General features: G+C 36.8%; 14 protein-coding genes. 4 read left to right on the top strand and 10 right to left on the bottom strand.

Features of this window, described 5'->3' with window-relative positions:
• Positions 1-517: 517 nt before the first annotated feature.
• On the top strand, positions 518-3,523 hold the full coding sequence (locus tag E5Y90_RS15265) for a DotA/TraY family protein (protein WP_163146343.1): 3,006 nt from the start codon (positions 518-520) through the stop codon (positions 3,521-3,523).
• Between the two features lie 59 nt (positions 3,524-3,582).
• On the opposite strand, the gene E5Y90_RS15260 is transcribed toward E5Y90_RS15265, so the two are convergent.
• The gene (locus E5Y90_RS15260; protein WP_163146342.1) at positions 3,583-4,245 is read right to left on the bottom strand and encodes a hypothetical protein; all 663 of its coding nucleotides are present in this window, start codon (positions 4,243-4,245) and stop codon (positions 3,583-3,585) included.
• 295 nt (positions 4,246-4,540) lie between these two features.
• Between E5Y90_RS15260 and E5Y90_RS15255 the strand changes: the two genes are divergently transcribed.
• From E5Y90_RS15255 to E5Y90_RS15245, 3 genes are read left to right on the top strand one after another with little or no spacing between them, the layout of a single operon-like run.
• Complete coding sequence (locus E5Y90_RS15255) at positions 4,541-6,634, top strand: M23 family metallopeptidase (protein ID WP_163146341.1); 2,094 nt, start codon at positions 4,541-4,543, stop codon at positions 6,632-6,634.
• Between the two features lie 26 nt (positions 6,635-6,660).
• Positions 6,661-7,140, top strand: a complete 480-nt coding sequence (locus tag E5Y90_RS15250) for a hypothetical protein (RefSeq protein ID WP_163146340.1) — start codon at positions 6,661-6,663, stop codon at positions 7,138-7,140.
• A gap of 12 nt (positions 7,141-7,152) precedes the next feature.
• A complete protein-coding gene (locus E5Y90_RS15245) occupies positions 7,153-7,584 on the top strand; it encodes a hypothetical protein (protein ID WP_163146339.1) in 432 nt (143 codons plus the stop codon).
• A 33-nt stretch (positions 7,585-7,617) separates the two neighbouring features.
• Here the strand turns inward: E5Y90_RS15245 and E5Y90_RS17395 are convergent, their stop codons facing one another.
• From E5Y90_RS17395 to E5Y90_RS15200, 9 genes are all read right to left on the bottom strand, one after another.
• Positions 7,618-8,352, bottom strand: coding sequence for a hypothetical protein (locus E5Y90_RS17395; RefSeq protein ID WP_180192490.1), 735 nt, complete (start codon positions 8,350-8,352; stop codon positions 7,618-7,620).
• Position 8,353: 1 nt separating this feature from the next.
• Positions 8,354-9,283: a ParA family protein gene (locus E5Y90_RS15235; RefSeq protein WP_163146338.1), complete on the bottom strand. Its 930-nt coding sequence runs from the start codon at positions 9,281-9,283 to the stop codon at positions 8,354-8,356.
• Between the two features lie 1,897 nt (positions 9,284-11,180).
• Positions 11,181-11,762, bottom strand: a complete 582-nt coding sequence (locus E5Y90_RS15230) for a hypothetical protein (protein WP_163146726.1) — start codon at positions 11,760-11,762, stop codon at positions 11,181-11,183.
• 5 nt (positions 11,763-11,767) lie between these two features.
• Positions 11,768-13,240: a 3'-5' exonuclease gene (locus E5Y90_RS15225; RefSeq protein ID WP_163146725.1), complete on the bottom strand. Its 1,473-nt coding sequence runs from the start codon at positions 13,238-13,240 to the stop codon at positions 11,768-11,770.
• A gap of 65 nt (positions 13,241-13,305) precedes the next feature.
• Entirely contained in the window at positions 13,306-13,716 is a 411-nt protein-coding gene (locus E5Y90_RS15220) for a hypothetical protein (protein WP_163146724.1), read from the bottom strand.
• A 1-nt stretch (position 13,717) separates the two neighbouring features.
• Positions 13,718-14,281, bottom strand: a complete 564-nt coding sequence (locus tag E5Y90_RS15215; RefSeq protein ID WP_163146723.1) for a hypothetical protein — start codon at positions 14,279-14,281, stop codon at positions 13,718-13,720.
• Positions 14,282-14,294: 13 nt separating this feature from the next.
• A complete protein-coding gene (locus tag E5Y90_RS15210; RefSeq protein WP_163146722.1) occupies positions 14,295-15,182 on the bottom strand; it encodes a hypothetical protein in 888 nt (295 codons plus the stop codon).
• A gap of 10 nt (positions 15,183-15,192) precedes the next feature.
• Positions 15,193-16,098, bottom strand: a complete 906-nt coding sequence (locus E5Y90_RS15205) for a hypothetical protein (RefSeq protein ID WP_163146721.1) — start codon at positions 16,096-16,098, stop codon at positions 15,193-15,195.
• 141 nt (positions 16,099-16,239) lie between these two features.
• Entirely contained in the window at positions 16,240-17,736 is a 1,497-nt protein-coding gene (locus E5Y90_RS15200) for a hypothetical protein (RefSeq protein ID WP_163146720.1), read from the bottom strand.
• Positions 17,737-17,739 lie beyond the last annotated feature (3 nt).

Below are 17,739 nucleotides of genomic sequence, written 5' to 3'. Positions count from 1 at the left end.
GTTTTTGTAAGTTATTGATAGTGGTTCAACTAATCAGTAAACAAAAAAATAAAAAGGCTATACTTTGGAAAACACATATTAGTTAAAAGAAGTAAGTGTTTTTTCAAAATCTTTTTTAACAAAAGGAGCATAAAAAACACATCTTTAAGTAAGTAATTGAAAATACAAATTATATCAACCAAAAAGCTTAATAAAAACATTTCCGAATAGGTTGTTAGTAATCTAATAAATAGTATTAATATTTTTTTACCTATTTATTTTGAGATAGGCAAGTACACATATTAAACACCCTTTAATATTTAATATAAATTTGTTGAGAAAAAAACCATACAAAAGTTATCAGTTTTATTAGTAAAGCTTGGTGAAAATTGTTCTACCTCTGATAAGTAGAAATGACGTATATTAGAGGGGTCTATGTACATTCGATCTGTTAGACGAATGAAAGAAAATTGGTACAAAAACCAAAAATTTAAACAAATATCGTGACTTCATCCGATATGCCTTAGGACGATACGAAATGTCTATATATTGTCAGATCGCATCGAACCCTGACTGTAGTAATGACCAAGCCATTACGATGTTGGGGTCGATATTCGGGAAGAACTTTATAGATGCGTTTATATCTGGTTCCAGTCCGGCTAATGCACAGCCAGAAGTGGGAACCTTAGCACCTGTATTAATGGGTGGTATTGCGTCTATTGCGTTTTCTCTCTCGATAGTAATTGCGTCTTGCTTATTATTAACAGCACTACTCAACTCCGCACAAGATGGTGAAGCTTTTGGCACAGGCAGTTCCAAAGCAACCATTGTTATGCGTTTCCTATTTTCCTGGCTAATGCTTTTACCTACGCCTAGTGGTTATAGTGTTATTCAGGTTATTTTGATGACGTTTGTTTTATGGAGTAATGGCTCCACCAACAAGCTCTATCAAGATTCAATTAAAGAAGCATTGTTCTCCACAAGAGGTTTAAGTCAGCCAACTGACGCAACTCGTGATATTTGGGGATTACGTGCTACCGCAATTCAAGCATTGCGTCAGATTCACTGTGTCTCTGTACTTAATGCTGAATTTTATGGACAAGAGCCTAAAACAAATGTCTGGTTAGCCCGATCTTCAACAAATGCCAATATTTCTGTACCGCCGGGATGGACGGCTAATATAATTCCTAGTGATCGTGTCATGGGAACTTTCATGTACGGACATTATGATAAAGCCTATAACAAACAAAGTGTTGATGCCAGTGATACAAGAACTTTTACTAAAGCCACATTCTTCTACGCAACATCCGATAAAGGCGGGAAAATTGGAACCAGTACATCAGGAATCTGTGGTTATAGAACTCTGACAATTCAGCGATTTGATACGCAAGTACAAAGCTTTATTGACAGTATTAATAACCCAAATGATAAAGATTTAACTTATGACGGCGATCTGAAAAAAGCAGTTGGTCTGAGTTCTGATGAACAAAAAACTGCTTTAAATGCGATTGTTACATTGAACCAATCTATCCAGGCAAAAAAATACAACTTTATGATTTCGTATTTGATGCAACTGGAAAAATGGTACATGGACCAAAACATCATTGTGACTGCATCTGAAAACGTGGGGGAAAATCCATTTAAGAATGCAAGCATAGCGTCCTTAGATAATTTGGTGGACAGTAATATCACTCAAGCCAATACAATTGTTAAAAACCTTCTAAGTTCAGGACATGATGCTGCCTTTGGTGCTGCGCTTGATGCACTTTCAAATATGTTGGTAGGAAAAGGTTGGACACAGGCTTCGAGTATTCGCCAACGTGTCTTAGGCTTCCAGAATGAAATGCAGAAAGCGAATAAGGCGCAAGTTTTCACTTTCTCTGACCCTGTTTTGAATGAAACTGTCGTTTCGGGGGAACAAGGTAAAGCGATTCGTGCTTCTGTTGTGGAAGCTTTTGACGCATTTACAGCTAAAATCATTACCCGACAAGACTGGAACGTGGGATTAGGAGAACTTGGTGCTTCTCAGGGGCTTTCAAATGCTACTGATGCAGCAGCAGCCCAACGATCAGCAGAAAACTACATTGCAACAAACACCACTTGGATTAATGATCTTCAAACCGCAGTTGTTTATGCGCTATTACATGGTGGTAGTGGACCTAGCGAAAAATATGCACAGCAAAAATCAAACTCAGTAAACCCTTTGTCTAAATACAATTCTGAGACTGATGTAATTGCTAATATGCAAAAAGCCGGTGAATACATGATGGCTGCATCTGTAGCTGCCAATATGTTGAAAATCAGTGTTGAATCAGTTTATTTATCTGGAAGGTTATTACCAGGATTCTTCTTTGAAGATAAAAAGAATCAGGTACTTGATGCTGTTTATCACTTTGTTTCTAGTATCGCCTATCCAATTCTAACGACATTAATGATGGCATGTATGGCTTTAGGTCTATACATGGCTGTAATTATTCCATCAATGCCTACCCTGTTCTTTACCACGGCAGTCGTTGCATGGTTTATTCACATTATTCAAGCTATGGCGGGTCTACCGTTGTGGTCATTAATGCACATGATTCCTGAGCGAACCTTTGCCGGCAGCCAGACACAAGGCTATGTGACGATCATTGCGTTATTCTTACGTCCGATCTTGACACTTGTAGGTCTGTGGTTCGGTTTCATCTTATCGAACCCTATCCTGTTCTATGTTACTGATGCTTTCTGGGGTTCACAGTTACTTCAATTTAACTCGACACAGGGGGGTGATATTTCAGCCGTATTCTTCGGCTTTGTTACCTTCGCCGGTTGGATGACAGCTTACTGCACATTGATATTAGCTGTTTGCTATATGATCTTCGGTCTCTGCTCGCAACTACCAAACACTGTACTTGAGTGGTTGGGTAGTAGCTTGAACGCGGGTAACTGGGGTGAAAGCAACGCGCAAACTTCTATTCAAGGTATTTCTGGAAATACGCCTAAAGGTGGTGGCGGTGGTAAGGAATTGAAACGCCCTAACTCTAACCCTAAAAATGGCGGTAATGAACCTTCTGGCGGTGGTGGTTCAACCGCATATAGTGGAAAATCCCCTGCTAACGGCTTAACACAAATGCCAGTTAGCCATAGTCTAACAGGTGGCGGTAAGGGCGGTTCGGGAGCCACAGGTGGAGCCGGTGCTAATGGCACAACTTCAAACCCTACTGCGGGGGGAATTGGTGGAGCCGGAGCTACAGGCGGTTCGGGTGCTACAGGTGGTGCGGGTGCTACAGGTGGAGCGGGTGCTAATGGCACAACTTCAAACCCTGCTCGCACTCAGTCATACGGTGCTAACGGCGCGACTGTTGTTGGTGGTGGCGGTAGTTATGCGGGTGGAACAAGCAATGTCCAGTCAAGCAACACTGCAACGATGACAACTAGCTTAAATAGCCAAAAACCAAAAGGCATGAGCTTTAATGCTTCTGTAACCCCTCCTATGTCATCTGGCAAAACTTCATCTAGCGGTGGAGCCAGGGGGAAAACAGGTAACGGCAAAAAAGGCGGTTAATCTGTAAAATATAAAAAGGTCACTTTTTAAAGTGACCTTTTTTTTACCCAGATTATTAATTACAAAGACAAGTTCTGTAATTTTTCAAATAAAGGTTTATTGCTGTTTTCTAAATAGGCAAACGCTTCAACAGAGTTGGTTGTAGGAACTTGGTTTTTAGCAAAATCTACTTTTTTTGCAGCTTCTTTTAAAGCATTAATGAAGCCCTGTTTCTGATAAATTTTACCATTTTCCCAACTCCCCAGAACATTCTTTAAAGCGGTAGTTTGTGTACTTAAAATGGTATTAACAAGAGTGAAGGTAAATACAGTCTCACCTAAATTTTTAACCTTTGCTTTGGATTTTTGAAGTTCTTGATCTTTAATTTTTAATTGAGCTTTTAAAGACTGAATTTCATCATCCTTTTGAGAAAAAGCATTAGATAAATTTTGATTATCGTCCACTAACTCATTGTACTGTTGACTAATAGTTGAAATATGTTCCTGTAGAGACGCATTATTATTTTGCGCTTCACGATGAAACTGAGCCAATTTTTTAGCTTTAGCCAAAAGGACATTATAAGCATCGACTAATTCATTGTATTCATCATCATTAGCCTGTGCTTGCTTACGGACACTACGACCATGTTCGTAATCAGCATGAGCATTAAGAATTTCCATAGCGCAGTTATTCACCGCTTCTTGAACGGCGAAAATATTATTAGCATAGTTAAAGTTTGACATCTTAATCTGGCTCCATTTATCTTAACACTTTTACTGATTTCAATTGCAAATATACTTAACTGTTGCAACGGATTTAATTATAAAAAAAATAACCTAAAACATGGCATAAGTCAACACATATTGTTGTTTCAGTTGTATAAATCTAAATCTATCTTATTTAACAACGTAGATTAATTTTTTTTTAAATATAGGGTAATATTCAAACATACGAAATTTAACTAATTAGTTGTGTATTGGGACTTAGAGACGATAGCTGTTGCTTGAGTTGTAGCCCACTAAAGATACGGATTATAAGATGACCACACATCAACTTAGTATAGGAAGTGGGCTTAAATTTAGCACCTTATTTCTATCTATATTTATAGCTTCTTCAAGCTTATATGCTGCTGAAAATACGACGAGTTCTGTCAATACGGTGACAAAAAAGGTCGTAGAAAAAGCAGCAGAAGAAAAGAAAACTGAAAAAGCACCAACTACAGTGCCATTTACAGGACAGTCCAACAATAACTTATTCCCACTACAAACTCACTCTGTACGTCAAGGCGCGGGGCGTTTCGGTGAAAACCGTAATGGTCGTAGTCATGGGGGTGTAGATATAAACTATGCTACGGCGAATAAGAAAAATGAAAAGATGGTTGCCATCAATGACGGTAAGGTAACATTCAGGGGTGGTACTATGAATGCCCTGGTTATCACTTTGGATAATGGCGATCAGATTGCTTATCTGCACAACCAATCGAATTTAGTTAAAGTAGGGCAACGTGTAACTCGTGGTCAGGACGTTGCTATCATGGGTAACAGTGGTACTGGACCTGTGCATCTACACTTTAGTTATGCAGTGCCAAACAAACGTGCTTTTGCTCACCATTTAAAGTCAGATAATGTGGCTAACTCTTATAAAGGGTCAAGCTCACTCAAAGCTCTAATTAATAATGGGCATGACTATACCAGCAAGCAAATGTCCTTAACAAACCCTGCTCCCTACTTGCCTGAGGATGTATTATTTGTCTTTGGTAATGCAGCCGACCAAGCTATGAACCCTTATTTGGGTAATACAATGCGTACCCAATGGAACGCATTGTATAGCGGTGTAACTGGTACTACGCTCCAAGTTCCAAGTTGCATTCAAACTCGTGGTGGATGTACAAAAGTAATTCATGGCAAAAAATTTCCGAAGGTTGCCTTAGCTGGTGGACAGGTGGGAAACATGGATGCTTATGCAGCAGCTAATACCGCAATTGCACAAGGTATGGCTGACGGCTCTATCCCTGCTGAAATGGCTAACCAAGATTATGTATCCCCTGCTGATCTATCTCGTTATATGACACCGCGAACTATTTTTGGTGGTAATGCGGAAGAAGTGGCTCTGGATACAGGTGATTTTAACCTATCGCCTTCTGAGCAGATCACTAAGCTAGGTTTGTCTCGATTTGGTAATGAGGGGTGGGCTAAAAACCTATCAGCAATGTCTATGCGCGGTATGCTAACTGAATACCTCAATATGACTACTGCTAATAATTACCTCACTAAAGAACAATATAGACAGCAAGAACGTATTGAAGCTTTGATGGCAGCTTATGTTGCACAACGAGCGCAGCGTTTCTCTGGTTATGTTGATCGAGCGTATGCTGCTACTGAGGAAGCTCGCGTAAATGCTGCTGTAAGCGATATGCCTTTAGAGCGATTATTTACAGAGGATTTTGACTATACAACCGTGACTGATTCGGAAGATTTCAGTCAAATCTTAGCTTCTGCAAAAGGTGAAGTACCTCGTGTTTGTAAAGGTGGTATTGCTCAACACCGAAAATTACAACAATACCCTGACCTACTACCGGAAATCGAGCGCGTAGCATTAAAATTTGGTTTTAACCCGAATGACTTGGCTGCGGTGATCGGTTTTGAATCTGGTGGCTTCAATCCTAGAGGTATGAATCCGAATGCTTCTGCTACTGGTTTGATGCAGTGGACACGAATGGGTATTGCTGACATTTCACAATCATTATTCCAGAAAGTAGGTTTATATCCTAAATATGCACCATCAAAAAATAAAAAGGGTCATTGGGGTTTTGGTACAACTACTGAATCACATCGAAATACAATTCTATCAATGAGTGTCACTGAGCAAATGTCTCTAGGTGAAGCATATTTGACAGTAAAAGTAGCCCAGAATAGGCGGTGGCGTAATGAATATGGCAATATTGCTTTAAAAGATATTCGTCACCTGTACCCGCTTGTTTTAGGCTCCGCAACATACGTTAGCCCAAGTGAGCAATATCGAATTAACCGGGGTATGGATACTAATGGTGATGGCAAGATTACCCCTGCGGAAGCAGCAACAAGCCCTAAGTTTTATCCATACTTATGTCAATATTTCCCGAAATATCCTTAATAAAATTGTAGTGTAGCGGTGCAGATATGAAAAACTTAAAAACCGTAGTAACAATGGTTTTGATCGCAGCAAGTTCGCTGTCAGTTAGTGGCTTACAAGCCGGTGAAGCAACGCCAAAAACAAGTTTCTATCAATTTCAGACTGGTGATTTTAAGGATTACCATGCTTTTAAGCAGAAATATACCAACATTAACCTGGTGTTAAATAAGTGCTCGTCAGTTGATATGGATTTAACCTCTGAGAAGCAATATCGCTGTCTACAGAAAATCAACTCTGAATTAACTAATGCTAATTCAATGCTGTACTCGAAGTTAGATCAATATGATAGAAGTGATTACACGACTGGTATTGATTTGGGCTTTCAAAAAGCAATGAAAGGCTGTGAAAGTGCTTACCCTGCTCGAATGCAGAAACGCTTTAAGAACCAGATTTTAAGTTGTAAGTTACGTTTGCAAGTTGAACGCATCAATTTTATTGCTTTCCGTTCATTGCCTTACAGTTCATAAGGAGCACCTAGAATGAAACTTAAATTTTTTATGAGCTGTGCCATTGTCGGTTTGTTCTCTACTGTAGCTCATGCTGATTGTGCGTCTGAAAAAGCTCGCTATGATTCAATCAAAAATCAATTTGGTAGCTGTATTTCTACTACATTGAAACAAAATGGTGACGACAGTAAAAATACGATCCTGAATTGTTATGATTCAGCGCAAGATGCGCTAACCTCTCAGATTAAGAGTATTCGCACATCAAAGAAACAGGCGATAAATGAAGCTGAATGGAAAGAAATAAACCTGAATCATCAGAAGGGTGTCCAGGCTTGTACAGAAATTTCAAATTCAGTGCCATATTCAAATTTCACTGGCTATTTAGATATTGAATGTGAAGCTAATTTCTATTTCTCTTTAGCCGAAGCAGCAATTGAAATGCACTATCCTAAACCAAAAAAATAAAGCATAAAAAACCCGCATGATGCGGGTTTTTTATTATTTGGACTCTTTTAGTTTAATTAAATTGCGTTTGTATAGATCACGCATGATTTTCTCAACGTCAATTAAACCTTCGACCATTGCTACACTCATAAGGGTATAGAAGTCCTTATAAGACAGATTACGCTCATTATTAATGAGGGTGCTTCTTAGGTTAGAATGCAAAATTGCATCAATTCCAAAATTGGATTGAGTTATACGCCCCTCAGTTGTTAATCCCGCAAAGCGGTAGATCACATTGCGCTTTAAGGTGCGTTTTGAATCTTCTGTATCGCCCCCCTCCTGCTCTCCTGAATTGTCACTGAGATCGGAGGTTTCATTTTTTGTGTTCTCTTCCGCTTTAGCCTTAGCATCGGCAGCAGCCTTAGCATCGGCAGCAGCTTTAGCATCAGCAGCAGCTTTAGCTTCTGCCTGAGCTTTAGCATCAGCAGCAGCCTTAGCATCAGCAGCAGCCTTAGCATCAGCAGCAGCCTTAGCATCAGCAGCAGCCTTAGCATCAGCAGCAGCTTTAGCATCAGCAGCAGCTTTAGCATCAGCAGCAGCTTTAGCATCAGCAGCAGCTTTAGCTTCTGCCTGAGCTTTAGCTAGTTTTTCAGCGTCATCAGCAGCAGAAGTCTGAGCATTTTGTTTAATCTGTTGTGTAACAGGATTAGTTCGAGCACCACTTAATAAGCCACCGCCAATAGGCTGAACATTAGGTGTTCCGGCTTTGCCTTTATTATTGGTAGTCATATTATTCCCCTGCTTTTGCTTCTTGATGTGTTAATTCGTTATCAGTATCAGTGTTTTCATCTTCCTTAGACAGATCAGGTAAAACACCATGTTCTAAGTAATAGAAAATTTCTTTTATTAAGCTTTCTTGATCTTCAATACATGGCGCAACTGCGCGTTTAGGACCAGTAAAGTAAGGTTTACCTGCATCAGCCATGTCACCAAGCACACCAGAAAAAGTCATTCTACGATACTGTTGACGCTGCGGAATGACTGTTTGAGTGCAAGGTAATCCTGTCATATTTAAGACTTCCCGAATTTGTTTCACCATTGGGTCACGTTTATCACAAATATTAATCATTGAGATAATAGGAATGCTTGCCGGATTTACACCTAATGTATTTGCAGTATTTACCAAGCTGCTTACAAGACGACTTAAAGCCAAAATATCGTAGTTAGATGGCAAAACAGGCACAACGGTTAAATTAGCCAATAAAATAAGCTGTGTTAAGAATGGGTTTTCAATCCCCGGTGTATCAATAACGATAAAATCATTTTCTTCACGTAAATATTCAATTTCTGATAATAAAGCAAGTGGAACACGAACTTGCATTAATTCATCACCTGTATTACGCCCCGCTTTAGGTTCACTAACAGAGCGTCTCAAGTTCAGGCTCATCTTATTATAAGATTCTTCACTATTAATGATTGGGTCATGCTTAACTTTCAAACGACCATAGCCATCTTGCATATAATTTTGGAAATAAGAATTACAAGCAGATTTAAAATTACCTTGTTGATCGAGATCAACTGCTTGAACGCTATAACCATTGGAAATAAGAGTAGCGACCAAGTTCCCTGACGTTGTGGACTTACCACAACCCCCCTTCGGTGAATGGACAACAATTACATATCCCGGTCCATTAATTTTTTTACTAACTAAATTTTTCATAACAATACCCTTTGAAAATAACTTGCCTTAGCTACAAGTTGTTAAGGGCGATTATGCACTAAAAAATAAAACACAACAATATGTATGTACTTAATTTATGAAAAAAATTCATACACAAATAAAATTTAAAAAAATAAAAGTAAAAACTATAAAAATAGTTTTTATTAACTAAAATCATATATAAAACAGCTATATAGGATTTAGAAAAAAGTTAAAAATAAAACTATAAAACTAGGTAAATATAAAAATAGGTAAGTGTGAAAATAGAAAACTATGTGTGCTGTATGTGTGATTTTTAACCATTGAAAACTAGGTAAATAGGTATATGTGAAACTATAAAAATAGTTAAATAGCAAACTGGGTAAATAGTAAACTATTAAAATAGTTTTGTGCTCCTGTAGAGCTACTTGTGCTTGAGTGTTGCTATCAAACCCATGCTTTGCTTTATGAAAAAATTACAGGGAGTTTCTTCTTGTATTAAGGGATTTTGAGGTGATCTTTTAAAAGCCTTTAATGGGGTTTGTGCTTTGAAAATACTTTCTTAGCTGATCGCAAACTTCATTGATCTCGAAGTCTGCGAATTAAAATCTGCTCAATCGTGTGAGGTGTTTTTATTTGGTTGTATGCAGAATACTTTGAATGGGTTTGTTCAATCAGATTTTGCCTTGAGGACGTAAAGAATGTTGAGCACGGTTTTGTATTTTTGTTTACCAACCCAGGAAGCCAAATTGAAAGTTGGGTGTGAGTCTTTAAAAATAGACAACTATGAGGCTAGGAAGCCACTTAAATAGAAAGGTGGGTAACTACAAAAATAGCTAAATATAAACCTGTGAACCTACATAAATAGGTATCTATAAAAATAGATAACTATGAAACTAGGAAGCCACTTAAATAGGAAGGTAGGTAACTACAAAAATAGCTAAATAGAAAACTATGAACCCACATAAATAGGTATCTATAAAAATAGCTAACTATGAAACTGGGAAGCCACTTAAATAGGAAGGTAGGTAACTACAAAAATAGCTAAATAGGAAACTATGAAAATATATAAATAGGTATTTATAAAAATAGATAACTATGAAGCTAGGAAGCCACTTAAATAGGAAGGTAGGTAACTACAAAAATAGCTAAATAGGAAAATATGAAAATATATAAATAGGTATATATAAAAATAGATAACTATGAAACCAGAAAGCCACTTAAATAGGAAGGTGGGTAGCTACAAAAATAGCTAAATAGTAAAATATGAAAATATATAAATAGGTATATATAAAAATAGATAACTATGAAACTAGGAAGCCATTTAAATAGGAAGGTATGTAGCTACAAAAATAGCTAAATAGGAAACTATGAAAATATATAAATAGTTATCTATAAAAATAGATAACTATGAAACTAGGAAGCCACTTAAATAGGAAGGTAGGTAACTACAAAAATAGCTAAATAGGAAACTATGAAAATATATAAATAGTTATCTATAAAAATAGATAACTATGAAACTGGGAAGCCACTTAAATAGGAAGGTAGGTAACTACAAAAATAGCTAAATAGGAAACTATGAAAATATATAAATAGTTATCTATAAAAATAGATAACTATGAAACTAAAACAATCTTCGACATTGAAAAAATAGAAAAATAGAAAACTATAAAACTATGTTTTTAATCAAAATTCCTCGTAGGCTGATTGCAGATAACTATGAAACTATGAAACTATGAAACTAGCTTTTTATAGGAGTAAATTAGTAAACTATAGTGCTAAAGAATAAAAACCTATTTTTATAGTAAACTAGGTTTTTTGGATTCATAGTTTGGATTGTAGCTCTATTAGTCTTGAAAAATATAAGGGGGATATAGACCTATAAAAATAGTTTAATAGGTCTATAACATATTAACAATTAGATACTTAACGATATTTTGTTTTTAATTTTTTCTGGATTAACCTTAAAGCCAAAAGTTTCAGAAAGGTAGTTAATGCCATCAGTTACAAAATCTAAATTTTCTCTAAAATCTTCTAAATATGTCATGCTTAGAATAGGTACAATCTCTTCTGAACTCTTATCAATTACAAAATAACTGTAGATATGGGGAATGAATGAAGCGTTAAAATCTTCATTTGATACAAAATCAAAAGTAAAAAGAAAAGAACCAGAACACTCAGTAAAATGTTTACTTTCTCTGATAAACCCAGTAGTCCAGTAGGTTTGATATTGAAGTGTGTTAGGTTCGATATCGAGACAAACAATCATCTTTTCATTGAAGAAATAAACTCCTTGCTTGTACTCATAGTTCTCTGGATTTCCAGAAACATATAAAGATTTATCTTCTAATAAGACTTGTTCTAAAAGGATATAAAACTCAACAAGGCAAGGTATTTGGTTTGCAGTTTGTGAATTTTTTTTAGCAAATAATCCTAAAATACCATTAGGATTTGCATAACTTTCGATACACATTTTTAAAATTTGATCTTTATCTTTCATGGTAATCACTTGAATTTAATTGTGATGTTTGGATTTTTCAGGGCTTGGATTAAATCAAATACGCCTTGTAAATGAAGATTTTTCTTTGCTCTTGTTAGGGCAACATAGATCAGTCTAGCTTCTTCTTTTGACATTTGAAGCTCATTACCAATTAACTTATATTGAAAATCATCTTCGATACTTACACGGTCAAATTCAAGACCTTTTGCTTTATGGGCTGTAGTTACTAGGATATTTGATTCAATATTTTGCGACTTATTTATCAAGGATTTGATTTGTTCTGGACCATATTCATCAATAATTTTAACCAGTGTTTTTAAGTTTGCATCACCACTTTGCTCGATATAATCAAGTAGATCAAACCAAGATTGAAAGCCCATTAAGTCACCACTATCAACCGGAATATTAGCTTTCAATTTCTGAGCATCTTCTGTAAATTTCAAAATGGTATTTGTTTCAAAAGCAATTCTTGCCGGAATATTTTTCGAGCTTAATTCAACAAATTTAGCAAATGCTACGGCATTTGTTCTACACAAAATTCCATTAGAATTTTCAATATTCTTATCATTAAAGACTTTAGAATCTATTAGTTTGTTCCCTCGCATTGGTCTAGTTTCATTTAGTGCACGTTGCAAAATGATATTTGATACGGTAGCTATGCTTTCACCAAATCTAAAGCTTTGAGTTAAATATTCAGATTTTAAAGGTAGATTTTGCATGCTATTTACAGCTCCCCGCCATTCATAAATTTGCTGCGAACTATCTCCCACGTACACTGCTTGAGATTGCTGTTGTCCAATAAGAACTTTAAATTGTGTAGCTGATAAATCTTGAGCTTCATCAATTAATAAATAATCGTAATTTAAAATAGGGTTAGACAGACACCATTCTTTAAAATAAATATTATGATTTATTGCAAAACTACCTTTTTCAGATAAGAAATCACACCACAATTGATAAACATATTTGGTGAGATAATCTGCGATATCTGCATGCAAAATTTCAGGTATATGATTTGGCATTACACCTAGAACATTTTTATAGGTAATCTTAGTTCCACTGTAATCACAGTAATCATTAATAGCTTTAAGGATAAGGCTACTTTGTTGGTTGGGTGTCAATGTAAATTTGTCAGAACCATTTTTCAGTTCTATTTGTTTTAGTCCAAATTTATCGGAAATATGACTAGGCAATATTCGTGGGCGTTTAAGTTTTTCAGTCAACCATCTTGGGGTATTCCGAAAAGCAAAGGAGTGAAAGGTTGCGCACTGGACATTTTTAGGAAACTTTGTTTTAGCTTCATCAGCCAGTCTTTTATTGAATGCTAGATACAATCCTTTCCTAGAAGGCGATCTGTCACTGATCATTTTTAATGTCGTTGTTTTACCCGCGCCGGCAAAAGCCATAACTTTAAAACTCTCGCCGGACATATACCGGTCAACAACGCTTAATTGTTCTTCTGTGGCTTGTTTTTGCATGGTTGACTACTCATACTTATAGAAGTGAAAAAAGCCCTCGGAAGGGCTTAAAAGGGCATTCTGCATTAGTTTTTAGCTAACATTTTTGAACCTGGCATTGATTCAATTTGTAGAGCTTGAAGATCGCTTTTAATTTGAGCCATTTCAATACGCATTTGAGCAACTTCTTCACGTAGCTCTTTAACTTCGCTATTTGATGCTGTGGTATTGGCTATTTGCTCGTCATTGCCGATAGATTTATAACGTGTACTTTCACTGATTTTTGACCAGATATCGCTAGATTTCTGGGGGGCTTGAATATTTAAATCTGGACTTTCAATAGAAGTACGTTGAATGTTTTGGGTATTATGTGATGCTTGAGTCACATTCCCGGCTGTACTGATTTCTTTAAATGCAGTGTAACCAGTTTGGCACATAGCCCATGTTAAACACCCAATTACGAGTGCTTTCAAAGTAGTATTATTGGCTGTATTCATATTAGAAAGACCTCTTTTTGCCTTTTACGCTTTTATACGGCTTATCTGTGATCGGGATAGATTGGCGGTGAATCTCATTAAAAGTTAAATTGCCATTTTTGTTATCCATGCGGATTAACCATAAATGTTTTGCTTTTAATTTTGCATCTTTAAGTATTTCACGGTGCGTTTCTGCGAATGGGATTTTGATGGCAAGACCGGCTACATAAAAGCCGTTGGTTTTAAGCTCGCTAAGGAATAAAACCACACCATCTTCAAGAATAGTGGCTGATTGAATCTTAATATCACGCATCCAGAAGTAATCTGGTGTCTGGATAATTATTCCAAAATGTTCAGACTTACTTCTATTGTATGAGAAAGCGAATTGATTTCTTTGAGCAATATTTAGTTGTATATCTTCTAAACCATTACCTTTGCTGACTACTCGGCTAAATGAACTTAACCATGCCAGACAATAACGCCAAGCTGATAGTCGGGCGATCAAATCAAGAGTGTCATTGTCAATTTGTGTCCGAAGATCATTCAGCTTTTCAAGAGCTTCTTCTGAATATTTGCTTGATGCCATACGTTGCTAACCTTTAGTTTTCTTCTACAAAACAACCTAGATCGGCTGCAAGATCATCCGGGTTGATTCCCAGTTCGCGCAATTGGGCTTTTTTTGCTTCTTCTAGGCTCATAACATTTGTTGGAACCTGGAAGTTATTATTTGCTAATTGAGCTTGGTTTATAGAGTTACCTGGGAAGAACACTGACTTCACTAGGGTTGCAGCAATAACGAATAAAAATACAGCCGTAAAACCACTAATTGAATAGGCGAGTTTTCTCTGTTTGCTGTTTAAATTACCGAATAGTGATGATTCTTGAGAATCACCACTATTTGTTTTGGCATTAGTATTAGTGGAAGTGTGAAAAAGGGCAGTTTGCTCGTTATTCGCTTCAATTGCTTCGGCAATACTTTTAGCGTTGAACAAATTATAGCTTTGTACTAGGTATCCACTTAAAGCACTTGAAAACACATCAAGCCAATTGCTTTTAATTTGACGCGCAATATCTTCTGGCGAAGCCCAAATTGCCGGATGTTTTGAGGTCGCAGCCTTAACCGGTAAAACACGTAATTTTGGAGCAGCTAACTCGATCAATTTGTCTTGAACCGACATGCGTTCTGCAATATCGAGACGTTCACTCAGCTCATTGACCTTAGCAACCAAGATAACTTTACCTGAGATTAACTTCTCATTTTCTGAGCCACCTAAGAAGCTTTGAAAACCCTCAAATTTCAATGAAAAGTCATAAACATGAGGATGATCTAAAGAAATATCTGTAAGGTTGCGATTTAGATCATCCTCATCTGAATCGACAAAGATGGTGAGCTTTGTTGCTATGGGATTACCATTTTCATTCTTTTCAGTAATTAACTGGAAGTTTAAGAGTGGTAAATGTTGGAATACCTGATGATTAGATTTCATTGATAACCTCTTATTTGCCGAAAACCATTTCTAAATTAATGGATTCAGAGAGGGCATCAACTTTTTTGATTTTCCCGGTACGTTTATTGATGTAAAAGCCTGTTGGAACTGATACACGCGCACCTTTTCCATCAAAACCCGCCACTAAAGCAAGGAGGTGTTCAAGGTTGGTATCAATATTTTTCCGGCTTTTATCAGTAGGGTCTACTTGATAAGACGCATCACGGTTAAAGTTTTTTTCTAATGAATCAGCCTTAGGTGATTGAAGGATAGAAGCAGCCATTCGATAACCGCTTTCGCTTTGTCCTAACGCCAGGGTAGGGAGCCACTTAATTGTGAAACCTTTATCAACATATCTGCGAGTTTCGTAATAAGCTTGGTGACACCATTTGCAGCGTGGGTCATAGAATACATAAAGAGTATCCGTTGCATTCCCTTTGCCTTCCTTATAACCGGCAGCTTGATCTAATAATTTAATAATTTCTGGCACTGGACCATTAAACTTGCCAACGATTTCAGCAGTAAAGTTTTGCTGTATAGGCTGATTGGCATGTTTACCATTCGCTGTTGTAGTTTGGGTGGCTTTACCTAGTACACGTTGTTTAAATTCAGGAGAAGCGTAGTTAAGTGCTTTTAAGTTAATATCATCAGAGATATTTTTGCGATCTGCCGTTTTCCAGAGGTTGCCTTTAATTAACACCTTTTCATCAGGAGTGGTGTAAAAAACAGCAACTTTGCCAGACTTAGAAGATATGGTCCATGCAGTTAGTCCACCGTCAATAACTTGATGATTTTGCACTGTTCCCATTGCTTTCATACGGTTTTGCAGTTCAGCACTTGGAGCAGCATAAATAGTTGACGCAAACAATGACACTGACAACGCTAATAAAGCGTTCTTCATTTTTAAGTTATTCATTCTATAAAAGTCCGTTAAATACAGGAACAAACAGATATACTGTTAATTGAATAATAACAGTTTTTGATCACATTGAATAAGAAAAAAGAGCTGATAAAAAAAATTTTATCAGCTCTTATTAATTCCAATAAAAACAAAAAGTTAAGAGAACTTAATGTTTTCTTCTACTGGTGAAGATGCTTGTGATTCCTCCGACTTAATTTCATTAGTACCTAAAGAATCAAAACGTGTTACATCGAATGGAGAAACGTCAGCAATTTCACCTTTATGATTGAAGATCATTTCATTGATTGTGCCAACATTCAAATCAGCGAATTGCTCATTGTAGGAATAGAATTGAAGCTGATGCTCCCAACCTTTAATAGCTACTACAAAGTTAGGCTCGTGCATTGCTCTACCCATAATAGATTCAACAACATAATGAGCATTTGCACCTAAACATTCTGAGAACAAGGAAGGACGACCTACGTTTTCAATCATAGCCCATAAGGTACGATCATATAGCTTTAACCAACGAATTGAAGTTGGAGCTAGTACCCCTAATTTACGTGCTTCATAGATTACATCAATAATAAAAGTTCTAGCATAAGCATGTTTTTTAAGAAGCTTTTTAATTACCGGATACTCAATATAAGCTTTAATGTGATCTTTCAGATCGTCGATTGGAAAAGAATCAAAAGAATGAGGTGTCTCATACATATACGTTGATTCATCTTTTTCATCGTAAGCAAATTCTGGCTTATTTTTAAGGTCAATTGCTGCAATACTCCAATACATATCTTCAATTTCTTGGGTAGTTTTAGCGATTGCATAAAACTCTTCATCTTCCATTGTTTCTTGAGTGGAAGCTGCACGAGCAATGTAATAAGCCAAGATAATAACTTCACCATCTTCCAAGTGATCTACGTCAATCCAAAGCTCACCTAACTGCTTTTTCATAATTGTAGTTAGCTTTTCAGTGTTAGCTACAGGAATAACCTCTGTTTCATCAGTATGTTGTTGAGTTGTACCTTCTACAACATAGTCAATCTTACGGTGCTGAATCCCTTTAATTAACTTATGCTTAAAAGCAAATTCACGAACACTGTCCATTCCTCTATACCAACCACGCATATTGTCTCGGTCTAATAGATTTAATGGACCAAAAACAGATAGGTGAGGGTAAATCGGGGTCATTTCTTTAATGAAAGATTCCAGGCTGTGCGGTCTATTAAATTTACCGCTTGGGTGTTCATTCTGGATTCGGAAGAAGGTTTTACCCAAATAAAAGACAGCAATAATCGCGTAAATCCCATTCCACCAGAAACTTGCGAATTGGATTTCAGACCATGAAACTGTAGAAGGGTCACGAGTACACGCCCAGAATTTATATGAGCCGGCAGGGTTGCAAATTTCAGCAGTTGTTTGGACTAAATGATAAATGCCTGGTACAGCACCACCAAACAGCTTTGCCAGAAATACATTGAGTACCCAGATAGGGGAGGTAAATATGCCACGAATCCAAATTGTAGCTATTGTTAATTCAGTATGAAAGCGGAACCAAAGAACGATTGTCACAAACGACAGCATTCCGATTACGCATAAAAATACCACGATACCGTCATCTTGTTTAGGTTGTTGTGCGCCACCTTGAGCCATTAC

Origin of the sequence: Acinetobacter sp. 10FS3-1 (genome assembly GCF_013343215.1) — a bacterium.
Taxonomy (GTDB): Bacteria; Pseudomonadota; Gammaproteobacteria; order Pseudomonadales; family Moraxellaceae; genus Acinetobacter; species Acinetobacter lwoffii_C.
This window is presented reverse-complemented; position numbering and strand designations above follow the sequence as displayed.